The organism is Paraburkholderia sp. UCT70 (assembly GCF_050434085.1).
GTDB classification, from domain to species: domain Bacteria; phylum Pseudomonadota; class Gammaproteobacteria; order Burkholderiales; family Burkholderiaceae; genus Paraburkholderia; species Paraburkholderia tuberum.
This window is the reverse complement of record NZ_JBNPVZ010000002.1, coordinates 3,101,834-3,114,770: the sequence shown is the minus strand read 5'-3', so window position 1 is coordinate 3,114,770 and position 12,937 is coordinate 3,101,834. Positions and strand designations below refer to the sequence as shown.

The following is a 12,937-nucleotide window of genomic DNA, read 5'->3' as shown; positions in this document are numbered from 1 at the left end:
CCATGAAAACGATCTTCAATGGCAAACTTGTGGCGATGCCGGGAAAGGGCACGTACAACCGTCCCGGCAGCACTGCACTTGCGACACGGCTCTCGGAACTTGCGCGCACCATGCGCGGAGCGTGCATGCAGATGTTCGGCATGCCTGACTATGAACGCTATGTCGAGCACATGGCCTCCCGTCATCCGTGCGATCCGCTGATGTCGCGCGGCGAGTTCTTCACTTGGGCCGTCGATCGGAAATACTGTCGCAACGGACCGAGATGCTGTTAGCCCGGCTCGCGTCCTCTGTATGGCCATCCTCCTTTGCAGAGAACGCGCGAGTTGATTTCTAGATGCGGCGGGAGCGAGATTACCTCCAATCATGCTTCCCGTTGCCCGCTTTTGCGAGGCTGGGTCGATCGGCCGATCGCCAGCTTCCCATCTCGGCCATCTACGGCCGTTTGGCTGGCGCCTTGATATGGACGCTCGAACGTCTCGTCCACCTTGGTAAGAGACATCCGAGCGTCGGAGACGATCGTCCCAACGTCGGCCGGAGGAGCCGATCGGGCCGCACTTTCGGCTCACCGCTTCAGGCTGACATGGAGCCGCCCTCCCTCACGAATTCGGCGCTTTCCTCGTTGGTCGTACCGATTCATTCGATGGTCCTCGAGACTGCCTCCACAGGAAAGTGGCGTCGAGACGGATGGTGCTGTTCACCCTGCGATGCCAGAAACCCTCGCTAGTTCACGTTTCCAAAGGGCTCCTGCCTGCAATCCGTTGCAATCGACCTCACGGCACTAACTGTGCTTGGAATCCGCAGAGACAAAAGAGGTTGATCGACAGGCGAACATAACGTTGGAGGCGTCATCTTTTTTATCAGCAGGGCATAGCGATACAACCGTCAGTTGCACGGAACGGCAACATTTTCGCCGCTCGAGTGTCGATACTGGAGGAGGACGGCGAGGCCACCTCACTCGGTGATCGTGGGCATTTTGCGAATCGTGAATCGGCGTTCGCGTTTGCCGTGTGATGTGGAAGCGCGTTCGTCGACGATGAGCCCCTGCCGAAGCCTCCGTGCTCAATCCGTCATAGCAGCATCGGTATCGGCTGAGCAAAACCAGTCTTCGGCCAGATCAATTTGATGTGAGTCGCACTGTTGCATACGCCGTGTACGCATTGCCACCGATTCTTCGTCACCGATGCCAAAAGACATCTTTCGTGGCTCGGTCATGAATTGAAGTGAGGGCCAGATTTGGGAGGCGATTTATGATTCGATCACAGCTGTACAGATGCCCCTATACGCGAACCGAGGGAATGCGACGAACGTACGACGTGACATTCAATCTAACGCGACGTGAATCTGGTGTATTTGCCTACGCCGCCTGGGTGCACCACGGGGGTTTATTCAAAGGCAACGGCGCCACATATCCGCTTATTTCGCGAACCGGTGCACAAGCTGCCGAAGAGGCACGTGCTCGCATTGACGAGTACATCGAGCATCTCATTGGCGTAGCAGAAATGAATTGACATCAATCCGTCCGGATCAGCCTGATGAAACTAGGCACCGTTACCGGCACGCGAAGCGCCAATGCGCACATGAGTTTGTATCCAATCGTGCCTGCAGCGTACGCGACATCGTCAATCTTCACCTGCTCATCCAGAGCTCGAATTTTCGAGCCAATTCCCACAGACGGGCAGGGCGTCAGTTCCACGGTTAGCATATGCATAGAGACGCGGGGCACGAGTTGATTCACGCGTGAGTTGCTCGGATGCCGATGACGCTGATTTCGGACGCCGATCTCGCGTACGGGTGCCTGAGTACGCTCGTGGTGCGCACGGGTTCATTCGGGGATGTCAGAAACCAACCCCGACACCGACGCCTACGCCCCCGCCGAAGCTGCCGCCTCCCACGCCCACACCGATGCTGGTGCTAGGCGCGTAGTAGCCGGGACCATATCCATACCCCGGATAGCCGTACGGCTGGGCGATGACACACCCCGCGATGCCAGCCCCTAGAGCCAATATGCAGAAAAGCCTGACCATGGTTGTCTCCCGTACATAAATCGATCAACGCAACATTCGGTCCCTGAGTCGGGCGGATCATCTGCCCCGTGGTCGGAAGGATATGCTTGCGAATGCCGTCTACATAACTAAAGCATAGCGAATGCGCGTGTTTTCCCTATGCATCCGCAGATGGGCGCGGGCATAGGCGGTGGTCGTTGTTCCGTTGTCGGCCGATGGTGTTGAAAAACTCGGCGTGGACGTGGAGCGCAGCACTTCTCAGTTTGTGGTGCGGCGCGGTTGGATCCTGGAGCATCCAGATGACGAGGACTTTCGCTCCTCTTTTCACTTTAGACCGCCATCGCAGTCATCGCTGCGTCGCGCGGAGCGAGCCTCCGGACCATTCGTCCAAAGTTTCTGGGCTGTTGCTGCCAACAGGAATTCGTCCTGCGCACACAGGCTTGATCAATCATGCACTCGCCAAGCGGTTAGCGCAACGCGACAGCCCCAGTCCTGCCTGATAATCTCCAGTGACGTCGCATACGCCCTACCAGTGAAGGGCTTTGTCACGTTAAATCGCTGACGGCGCAAAAGTGCAGCTCACGCGAGACTGCTCAGAAAGCAGACGGAGTTTGGGCCAACCCAGCAAAGCGATGCCACATGGCAAAGCGTTCGCCAAGTTGTTTGCGCTTGAGCGACATATGCTGCGCGCTTCGCTCTATGACGGAAGGCTCGAATGACGGGATTGGTCGAGTCGATGTCGGCGAATTCGGTTCGCCTTTGATCGCCTACCGCCTTTTCATGTATTTCCCCAGCACAAAGCCCGCCAGTAAGCCGGTCCCAAGAAGGACACTTCCTACCCACCACGTCGCCGGTAGCGGCATTGCGTCGGATTGGCACTTCGCGGCAACGATAGCGGCGATTTCGCGCGCAGTGATTTGCGTCATGTTCGAGATCTCGTTGATCCCATAGACGCAGATCTCGCCAGTCGGGAGCGCGCAGAACCGCTCAGCAGGGCATTGCGTCAGGAGCTTCTGGGCGGCTCCCTCACCGCACACCGCACCCACACCTTTCAGCACCCGGAGCGTCACGTCTGGATACTTGGTAATTTGTTCAGGCATCGAATCGGCTCCCTTAACCATTGCGTGATATAGGCATCGGCTCATTCACGGGCGGCACCAGACGCTCGCGGAACCTGAATTGAGCACTTCCGCTTCAGCGTGACGGTGGGCGAGAGATCCCGTCAGCCAGAATATCCGTCGCCAGTCTCGATTGAAAAACGTTACCGGTCCGCATCCACGCACGCATTGAGCCTTGAATTCTCGCGGCTGACGGCTAGGCTGAAACCATCGAGCGGCGACACGACGCTTTTACTGTGACCGTGAGCGTGGGCGGGCGAGCGGAAATCCGCGCATCGCACGCGTCGACACACACCGAACCGCCCAGCTGCAACCGGTCCAGCTTCGAGTCGATCACGACGTGTGCGGAGGAAGTCGTATGCGGACTGCGAGCGTGTCCGACCTGACTGCGGCGTTGCAACGCCATGTGAACATCCTTGCTGGAGACATTGGCGAGCGCAACGTGCTCCGCCCCGCTGCGCTGCACGCTGCTGCCGACTATATCGAACGGCAATGGGCGATACGTGGCTGTGCGGTGACGCGCCAAAAGTATCTGGTACGGGGCGTCCAGTGCGCGAACGTCGAGGCGGCGCTGCCAAGCTGTCTTGAACCTGACGAAATCATCGTACTGGGTACGCATTACGACACGGTGCCCGGCAGTCCGGGGGCCGACGACAACGCCAGCGGCGTCGCGGCGCTGCTCGAGACGATGTTCCTGCTTCGGGCGTTTGCGCCCCAGTACTCCATGCGCTGTGTCGCGTTCGTGAATGAGGAGGCGCCGTTCTTCTTCCGCCGCGACATGGGAAGCCTGCGGTATGCGAGGGCGGCACGTCTGCGCGGGGATCGCATTCGCCTGATGCTGTCGCTCGAGATGCTGGGCTACTACCGGGACGAGCCAGGCACCCAGGCGTATCCGCCGCTGCTGCGTTGCTTCTATCCGTCAAGCGGCAATTTCATCGGCTTCGTTTCCAACCTTCGCTCGGCGCAGCGACTGGGATGGCTAACCAACGCGTTTCAGGCCTCGTCGGATTTTCCGCTGCAACGCGCGGCGTTGTCGTGGTGGGTGCCGGGCGTCGCGCTGAGCGATCACTCATCTTTTTGGCGCGAAGGCTTTCCGGCTGTGATGGTCACGGACACCGCGTACCTGCGCAACCCACACTACCATACCGCGCACGACGTCCCCGCGACGCTCGACTATGGCCGCATGGCTGCCGTGACGCTCGGGCTCGCAGCGAGCGTCGCGTCGCTCACGCCCACGCCCGCCGGACCCGGCATGCGGTGAGTCCAATCCTGCTCGGGAGCACGCGGGCCCGTTGGAAACCACGCCGAATCAAACCGGATCATGCCGGATCAAGGATAGGCAGCCGCCGCGGCAAGATAGAGCAAGACCGCTATCACGACCACTGCGGTAAAGCCCAGATGAATTGCCAGTACCGTCGCCAGAACTGCAGCCATCACGGAAGTGCACGCGTTGACGCCCCAGGCCCACGGCACGAGCATTTCGGCGCCGGCAGCAACGCGGCTGAGCCCCAGCGGAAAGGGCATCCCCATCGCAAACGCGAGCGGCGCGACGAGCAGCACGGCGATCACGATCCTGGCCGGATCGGATAGCGGGATCAGCAACGGGAACAGAGCGGGGAGCACAAGCAGGTAGAAGGACGAGATGGCGGAGATCGCACCGATGGCCGTCGCCGCGACCGACCAGCGATTCGTGTTCCTGCACGGCTGCGGCGCGTAGCCGGCCAGGAGCGGCTCGCGGCCCTGCAGGTGCTGCGTGTACCGGCTTCCAAGTCCCGCGAACGAAAGGAACGCGCATAGCACGACGGCGACAGCGTAGAGCGGGTGACTCAGGAGCAGGATGAACTTCTGGATGAACGCGATTTCGATGAACATGAAGGCGAAGCCGATCGCGACGAAATATATCGCGACCCTACATCCGGATATCGCCGCCACCGAAGCAGCGGCGTTACCGCGGGAGGTAGCCTTTAAGAGCGGCGAACCATGCGCCGTGCGCTGGCGGCGCGTCATTACCCAGAGAGGAAAGAGGATCAATGCCATGGCCGTCAACGTGGCCTGAAGCAGCGTCGCGATCAGTACCGGATAGCCCCATTCCAGCAAGGGCAGGCCACCTCGCCCCTTCAACGCGAGAAACTCAGGCAGCGACCGCCATTTGAAGAAGTGAAAGAAGTACGGCTTGTCGTCCGTGGCGGGGCGGACGTCGAACTTGTAGCGTGCCCAGAACGTGTCCCGCCCGGGGCTCAGCAGAGCGCGCGCGGCTTCGAAGAAGTAGGGTCTTTCAAGCACATTGTAGCGATTCGCTTCGTCGGCCTGCATCCCCGGGTAGTATCCGACGTCGAACGAACGGGCGCGGCAGAAGGTGCCCAGCGCGGCGATGTCCGCGTCATCGAACTCGCCGTTCTTGACCAGCAGCGTCGCGGTATTCCAGCCGCGGATCAGCACGAGCCGACGAAACGGTTGCGTCACGCCGGTGCTCTCCATCGCCAGGACGCCCGTCGCAAACAGCTTCAGGACGTCGCGCGGGGGCAGCGTGACCCAGCGCGTGATCGCCAGCATGCCACCCGGGTTGAGATGGCGCAGATAGTCCTGAAACGCCTGCACGGTGTACAGGTAGCTCTCGGAAAGTGCGTAAAGGCCGGCCGAGGAGGCGCTGAACGAATCCAGCAAAGCGACCTGGATGAGATCGTAGCGCTCGCTGCTCGCGGCGACGAAACCCCGCGCTTCGCCGATCAACATGCGAACGTTGGGTGCGCTGTAAGGCTTGCCAGAAAAATCGGCGAAGCGGCGCTGCACCGCGTCGACTATCTGCGGATTCAGTTCTACCGCGTCGATCGCGCTCGCTTCGTGGTACAGCGCCTGCAATACGTCGACTCCAGCGCCGCTGCCAAGCACGAGGACTTTGGGCCGCCGCAGCAAATGATAAGGAAGCGCGGAGGTCAGATAGTCAAGGTAACCGAGCGGTTCCCGCCGTCCGTCATAGCGATTGAGCGCGGACAGTCCGTCGCCGTCGGTAAACACGCCGAGTTGCGGCGGCGGCTCCATCGTCGCGTTGAGGCTCAGCCCGGGCGCATGCCGGAAAGGAATCAAGGGGCTCTCCACCACCGTGACGAGACCCAGCGGGCTTGAGCTTTCGGCGACCACGTGCGCGTCCTTGATGCGCAGGGCCTGGCTCAATTCCTTGTACTCCGACGGCCGCAATGCGAGCCAGTCGCGCGGCAGGCCGACGGCCAATACGGTCGCGGCGCCGAGCAACAGGGCCGGCAACCACGGCCGGTGCCAGCGGCATTCGACACATGCCAGCGCCGCTGCCGCAATGCCCGCAGCACCCAGTAACCGTAGCGCATCCAGTGGCCGGAGCGCGAATAGCACGCCAATGATTGCGATGCTGCCCAAGCCCGCCCCGCCGATGTCGAAACTGTAAATGCGGGGAATCTGATCGTTGAACCGCGTGAACGTGAGACAGACGCTGGTCGCGGCGCAAAAGAAAGGAACGAAGAGGAGCAGATAGATCAGGAGCAGGCGCAAAGGTTCGCGCGGATCCCACAGAATCTCCAGCGGGTTGAACGCGACACGCTGAGCGAAAGCGAACGAGGCAACCGAAAGAACGCCGAACAGAAATGCGCTGCCGACGAACACGGCTGCGAACCGGGGCGCGAGCCAGCGTTGCGCCAGCGCAACCATCGCGCCGGCTGCTCCGTAACCCAGCAGGGCGACGCTGATCATCATGTACGCGAAGTGATGCCATTGAATGATCGAAAAGAGTCGCATCAACAGGATCTCGTAACCAAGCACTGCGGCCGAGAGCAGGGAGAGGGCGAACAACGGCGCGGCGGGCATGATTGCGTGTACCTGAAGGGGGTGGAGGACGGGGACGCTTAGCCCATGCTGATGGGGGGCGCGTTGTCCCTTTGCGTCGCCTGATTCCCGCGCAGAATCAGTGCCCGACGAGCGGCACGAAGCTGACGGGCAGAATCTGTCGCGTGGAGACGGTCCCGTCGTTCGCCTTCGTGATCAGCAGCAGATACTGTGTCAGAAACGGCGCGCCTACCGGAATGACAATCCTGCCGCCCGGCTTCAACTGCCGCACGAGAGGAGGAGGGACATGGCTCGCGGCGGCCGTGACGATGATGGCGTCGTAGGGTGCGTGGGCTTCCCACCCGTAATAGCCGTCTCCCACCGTGGTGTTCACCCGCTTGTACGCGAGCCGCTGCAGGCGCTCCTGTGCCACCTTGCCCAAAGGCTCGATGATTTCGATCGTATATACTGCTCGCGCGAGTGTCGAGAGGATCGCCGCCTGGTACCCGGAGCCGGTGCCGACCTCCAGCACGACATCAGTGGGCTTGATCATCATCAGGTCGGTCATCAGCGCGACAATGTACGGCTGCGAAATGGTCTGGCCATAGCCGATGGGAAGCGGCCGGTTCTCGTAGGCGTCGCGCTCCTCGCCAGGCCGGACGAACTGGTGGCGGGGCACCTGGTCCATCGCGTCGAGCACGCGCGGATCGATGGCGGGTCTGCCGGTTGCGGCGAAGGTTTCGGCCGTGAGATCCGCGATGTCGTTGATCATTTTCGCACGAAGGGGCGCAAAATCGTCGGCCGCGTGAATGCCGCAAGACATCCACACCAGAGCAATTGCTGGAATCAGGGTGCGCAGCCAGCGCAGCATGACTGGTTTCACCGTGCCGCCCCTGTTGCCTGACGTGCTGCAATTCTACGCCCGCGCACGCGCGGTCGGACAGGGCGCGCCCGGCCCGCCGCGTGTCAGGCGCAGCCCCCGAGCTCGTCGCCCAATGGCGGCGGCATGCGCTGATACAGCTGACTGACGTCTGAATGAGGATGCCCGGCTCGGGCCACTTCACCGCATGGAAGTGGCTACCAGCGAGCGTCGCATTAACCGTCGCATTAACGATGCAATGGCCTTGATTCCGGAATGCGCGAGCGCATCGCTTCACAACGAAAAACTTCGACACCCGTGAGTGCCGGAGTGTAGCGCTTGCCGCGTGTCAGACATCATCGCTGCGAGCTCTGCGCAACTTCCGACGTCAAGAAAGACCCGCCGGTCTAACAGAAGAGATCTGTTGTAACACTCAAAGCGCCGAACGACTATTGGACCTCGCATGGGATTCGCCCAATGCCGAGCAAACAGGAAACCGAATGGCCGGAGAGCCATTGAGAGCGGTCTTTGATCTCTCGCAACGGCATACGTCCGTTCCGGGTCGAGAGTGTGAGTTCGCTGATGCGGAAAGCTGCCGTAGGGTTGCTCGATGACGTCACCGTCAGCGGTCCGCCACATTGCTGACGTAGAACACCAGCCGTGCCAATGTCTGCAATGGCCGAATTGCGGATGTAGGCAACTGGCTTTTGTGATAGAACATCCGCGTCACATTCAATAAAGAAAATCAGGCGCCTAACTAATAGCGGACGAAAACGCCGGCTATTAGTCCCTCACTGCTAAGGGTGCCGAAGGACGGATACGACCCCAGCTAACCGTTGTCCATACGCGAATCGCTTGACGAACCGATCCCACGGCGAACCACTTTCGAGCGACCGTCAGTTCGCTAGTCGCAACGCTAACTGTGTGCGTTGGACAATTCACCACGGATCCCAGATGTCGGCGAAGCCAGGCTTTAAATTACGCTTCCTCAACTCATCCCCGTCTATCTGCGGATAAAGGCGGTAGATTCTTAATGGTCGCATATTTGCGGACGATTCACCCTCTGGAGGCCAAACTGGTGAAAGTGCCCGAATGCTTTCTGGTTCAAGTCTTTGAACGAGAGTCAGATACGGCTGAAAAACATGTGCGAATGTGTACTGCGTCGAATCTCACATCCGATGCAGCTCATTCTACTCAGCCCGCTCCTCAGGTCAATCGCCCAATCAGATTTTTTTCGATCTGAGGTGAGCGCTCGTCCAAAGAATCGTGCACCTCAGCTGAGGTAGCCCGAAACTGGAGCATAGCTATGAGCATAGATTTGCAAATTGCTGCTGCCCGAGCAGCGATAGCAGGGCACGACGGCGTTATAAGGGGACGTCGAAAACCAAGAATGGGGAAACCTGGAGGGAGGGGTTCGCTGTTTCCCGACATGGTCAGTATTCATGTGCGGCCGCCCGAAATCGAAGACCGACTGCTGCCTGGGCACTGGGAAGGCGACTTCATCAAGGGTGCCGGCAACCAGTCCTCGGTAGGCGTGCTGGTCGAACGGACCAGCCGTCTGGTGCTGCTTGCCAGGATGGAAGATGCCACCGCCGCTTCAGCGCTGGCCGGCTTCTCCGCCAAACTCAATTCGATTGTCGCGCCATTACGGCAGAGCTTCACCTACGACCAGGGCAAAGAAATGTCGCGGCATCAAGAACTCACCGCCGCAACCGGCGTGAAGGTGTACTTCTGCGACCCGCACAGTCCCTGGCAACGCGGCACTTGCGAAAACACCAACGGGCTGCTGCGCCAGTATCTGCCCAAAGGCACGGACCTTTCGGTCTACAGTCAGGACGAACTTGACGCTATCGCCGACAGTCTGAACAGCCGACCTCGTGCAAGTCATGCCTTCCATTCGCCGTTCGAGGTCTTCGCCGCGACCCTTGCTTCAGCAAGTCAACCTCAAGGCTCTAAACATTAAACCCGCTGTTGCGCTTCACTCTTGAAACCGCCGAGCGATTCGTGAAAATACTTGAGACTTGTGAAACGGAAATAATATTTCTTGATGAATTTAATCATCTCAAGCTTAAGGGCTCGACTTTTGGGAAGAATGTGTGCAAGTGGATTAAGACGTTGATCGATGCAACTTCTATAGCGATATGTTTGGTGGGAACGCCTGATTGTTTGGATTTGTTGGAAAGTGATGAGCAGCTTGCTCGGCGTTTCGCACGGAGATTTTCGCTAGGGATGCTTGTGGCGGGAGATGAAAAATTAGGAAAATCGCTGGATTCATATCTGATTGAATACATTGATGAGTGTAAAAAAAAGATCGGAATCTCTGAAATGCTTGATTTCTCAAACTATTTGAATGTATGGCGAATGTGCCTTGCTACACGAGGTATCCCTGGCTTTATCACTTTGCTCATCAAAGAGGCGTGTCTAAAAGCGTTTAGTTCAGGGCGAGATTCGCTGACGATGGAGGATCTGGCGGCGGCCTTCGATAAAGGGATAACCTCGTCGGTCGCGCTAACTCCGCCAGGTGTTAATCCATTTCGGCTGTCAGATGCGCGTGTGAAGGAGGCATACATGGAGCAGTTGAGGGATGAACGATCACCTATTGGCTCGTCCAAATCCATTTGCGGATGAATCGCCGCAAGGCGTCCTCCTCAGGGCCGCTTTATTGAACGGATGGCGATCACCGTTAGAGATGTTGCTCGCCTTTCAACTGCGGTTTCGTCGACCAGTACTGACTGACCCAAAGGTGCTTCAGGAGATATTTGACACATTGGGCATATCGTCACTGGCGTCCACGGTCGTTTTTAACGGCGAAAGGGATTTCTTTCTGAGTTATGCAGCACGACCACGGGCTTCGTTGCTCCGAGCATACGCGACACCTGTCTGCGTTTCATGTCTTTGCGAATGCGATTATCTTCGCCGTCGGTGGTCCAACCGACTTATATGTTCGTGCGTTATTCATATGCAGGCGTTGCTTTTCGAATGTCCTGAGTGCAGACAAACGCTCGGGTTGGACCGTGGTGCCCCCTCTGTCTGTTCTTGCGGATTTGATTTGCGGAAGGCAAAACCCCAGTCAGCGTCGCCTTTCGCGATGTCTATTGAACGTGCATTCGCCCGAAGAGATCATGGACTCGTTGGAGATCTCGTACGTCTTTTTCTCCTTCTCGAAGATATTGACTTTACGCGTAGCGAAGAAGATTTTGATTGGTCAAATACGGCCGCCGCCCTCTCACTGAATGATAGACGGTCGATTGACGGGCTTGCCGCTTTGCTGCGTCGCAACAGCAGTGCGGAAACTCCGCAACGGACGCTCCGTCCTCTGATGAGATACGGATCAGTGGCCCGGCTCCGCGCACTACAGGCGATCCGTATGTTTGGCCCCGAGCGTCGCGAGGGGTTTTAAGCTATTTTAATTGCTTTTCAATTAATAAGTTTTATCGTCAACAATGATACGAGAAGTCGCCGTGAACTTCCAAAATCTCATCAAGTTTGACGTGGAAGGCGGAAAATCTCATCTGGCGTGTCGGGCAGTCTCATTTGAGTTGGCGCTGAGCCGATCCGCGGCAGCGAAAGCCGCGCTTGTGATCTCAGTTATCCGGTCGTCTTAAGCCACGCGGCGTTTCAACACTCGGTAGTTAACATATGTTGCATTTATTTTTTTAATGGCAACATATGTAGACGGCTGGCGCAGCAGCCCGCCATCCATCAGGAACCTGCCGCACGATTGGAGATACCCATGAAAGTGATGAATTGGTCCACTGTTGCCATGCTCATGGCGGCAACGTTGGCGAGTCCGGGCGCGTTCGCGCAGGACGCGACGCCCACGCTCGCGAAGATCCAGCGAAGCGGCGTGATCGCGATTGGCCATCGCGAGACGTCGGTACCGTTCTCGTACGTCGACACGAACAACGAGGTGGTCGGCTTTTCGCAGGACCTGTGCAACAAGGTCATCGATGCGGTCAAGGCGAAAACGAAGCGTCCGGACCTCAAGGTGCGCTTCATCCCGGTCACCTCGCAGAATCGCATTCCGCTCGTGCAGAACGGCACGGTCGATCTCGAATGCGGCGTGACGACCAATCTCGTCGCGCGCCAAAGCCAGGTGACGTTCGCCGACACGTTCTTCATCGCGACGACGCGTCTTCTGACACGCAAGGACTCGGGCATCAAGGACTTTCCGGATCTCGCGGGCAAGACGGTCGTGACGAATCAGGGCACGACGTCCGAGCGCATCCTGCGCAAGATGAACGAGGACAAGAAGATGAACATGCAGATCATCAGCGCGAAAGATTACGGCGAAGGGCGTCTCACGCTCGAAAGCGGCCGCGCCGTCGCGTACATGATGGATGACGTGTTGCTTGCCGGCACGCGCACGCTGACCGCGAAGCCGTCGGACTGGATCATCACCGGCACGCCACAATCGTCGGAAGCGTATGGCTTCATGTTGCGCCGCGACGATCCGGAGTTCAGAAAGCTCGTCGACGACACGCTCGAACAGGTGATGAAAGGACCGGAAATCCACACGATGTACGACCGATGGTTCATCAAGCCGGTGCCGCCGAAAAACATCAGCTTCGACTTTCCGATGAGCGATTCGCTGCAACAGCTTTACGCGACGCCAAACGACAAGGCGCTCGAATAACGGCTTTGGCCGCTATTGCGCGTAGGAATGGTTTCTTGTGGCAGACTTTTGCTCTTTCCTCTATACCTGGCTATAGGCGGCGCGTTTCGGTTGAACGTCGCCTATAGCTGGAACGGAGGTGCAAAGTGAAGAGGCCGATGGAATCTTCGCGGCGCGGACGGATTTTCCCCAGTGGAATTCTTCGTGCTGCGCTGGCGTTGGCAAGCGGCGTATTCATGGTGTCCGCAAACGCCGACGCACAAATGCGCGCGATTACGATCATATCGGGCACCTATGGCGAGAATTGCGGCGCGCCGCGCGGCAACCTGACTCGTGAGCTCGAGCGTCATTGCAACGGACGGGAAACTTGCGATTACGCGCTGCCCGGTCTGCACAAAGGTGGCACGACGATGGCATGCCCACGCGACTTCCACGCCGAATGGCATTGCGACCACGCGGACTTCCACACTGCGGCGCTGGGTCCCGGCGCGAAATCGGGCGACACGCTCGTGCTGGGTTGCGTCGAGTCGCGTGGCGCGGGCAAATAGCT

General features: G+C 58.8%; 9 protein-coding genes and 2 pseudogenes. 7 read left to right on the top strand and 4 right to left on the bottom strand.

All coding sequences use genetic code 11. The features are described from left to right. Window positions 1-2: 2 nt before the first annotated feature. A complete protein-coding gene (locus OKW41_RS16640) occupies window positions 3-272 on the top strand; it encodes a YbdD/YjiX family protein (RefSeq protein ID WP_187639504.1) in 270 nt (89 codons plus the stop codon). Window positions 273-1,313: 1,041 nt separating this feature from the next. Then, on the top strand, window positions 1,314-1,508 hold the full coding sequence (locus OKW41_RS16635; RefSeq protein WP_429444176.1) for a hypothetical protein: 195 nt from the start codon (window positions 1,314-1,316) through the stop codon (window positions 1,506-1,508). 2 nt (window positions 1,509-1,510) lie between these two features. On the opposite strand, the pseudogene OKW41_RS16630 reads toward OKW41_RS16635, so the two are convergent. Both OKW41_RS16630 and OKW41_RS16625 read right to left on the bottom strand, forming a co-directional pair. Then, window positions 1,511-1,729, bottom strand: a pseudogene (locus OKW41_RS16630) (alanine racemase C-terminal domain-containing protein); the annotation flags it as partial. Between the two features lie 1,041 nt (window positions 1,730-2,770). Further along, window positions 2,771-3,103: a hypothetical protein gene (locus tag OKW41_RS16625; protein ID WP_429444175.1), complete on the bottom strand. Its 333-nt coding sequence runs from the start codon at window positions 3,101-3,103 to the stop codon at window positions 2,771-2,773. Window positions 3,104-3,494: 391 nt separating this feature from the next. Between OKW41_RS16625 and OKW41_RS16620 the strand changes: the two genes are divergently transcribed. Further along, window positions 3,495-4,382 (top strand): M28 family peptidase, encoded by an 888-nt coding sequence (locus tag OKW41_RS16620; protein ID WP_429573198.1) that lies wholly within the window; start codon window positions 3,495-3,497, stop codon window positions 4,380-4,382. 68 nt (window positions 4,383-4,450) lie between these two features. Here OKW41_RS16620 and OKW41_RS16615 read toward each other — a convergent pair whose 3' ends face one another. Next, the gene (locus OKW41_RS16615; protein WP_429573197.1) at window positions 4,451-6,955 is read right to left on the bottom strand and encodes a spermidine synthase; all 2,505 of its coding nucleotides are present in this window, start codon (window positions 6,953-6,955) and stop codon (window positions 4,451-4,453) included. A gap of 97 nt (window positions 6,956-7,052) precedes the next feature. Continuing rightward, complete coding sequence (locus OKW41_RS16610; RefSeq protein ID WP_429444172.1) at window positions 7,053-7,784, bottom strand: protein-L-isoaspartate(D-aspartate) O-methyltransferase; 732 nt, start codon at window positions 7,782-7,784, stop codon at window positions 7,053-7,055. A 1,366-nt stretch (window positions 7,785-9,150) separates the two neighbouring features. Here OKW41_RS16610 and OKW41_RS16605 point away from each other — a divergent pair. The 4 genes and pseudogenes from OKW41_RS16605 to OKW41_RS16590 all read left to right on the top strand — a co-directional run. Further along, window positions 9,151-9,735, top strand: a pseudogene (locus tag OKW41_RS16605) (IS30 family transposase); the annotation flags it as partial. 41 nt (window positions 9,736-9,776) lie between these two features. After that, window positions 9,777-10,400, top strand: a complete 624-nt coding sequence (locus OKW41_RS16600) for a TniB family NTP-binding protein (protein WP_429573196.1) — start codon at window positions 9,777-9,779, stop codon at window positions 10,398-10,400. Window positions 10,401-11,505: 1,105 nt separating this feature from the next. Continuing rightward, on the top strand, window positions 11,506-12,408 hold the full coding sequence (locus tag OKW41_RS16595; RefSeq protein WP_429573195.1) for a glutamate/aspartate ABC transporter substrate-binding protein: 903 nt from the start codon (window positions 11,506-11,508) through the stop codon (window positions 12,406-12,408). A gap of 215 nt (window positions 12,409-12,623) precedes the next feature. Next, a complete protein-coding gene (locus tag OKW41_RS16590) occupies window positions 12,624-12,935 on the top strand; it encodes a hypothetical protein (protein ID WP_429444170.1) in 312 nt (103 codons plus the stop codon). Window positions 12,936-12,937 lie beyond the last annotated feature (2 nt).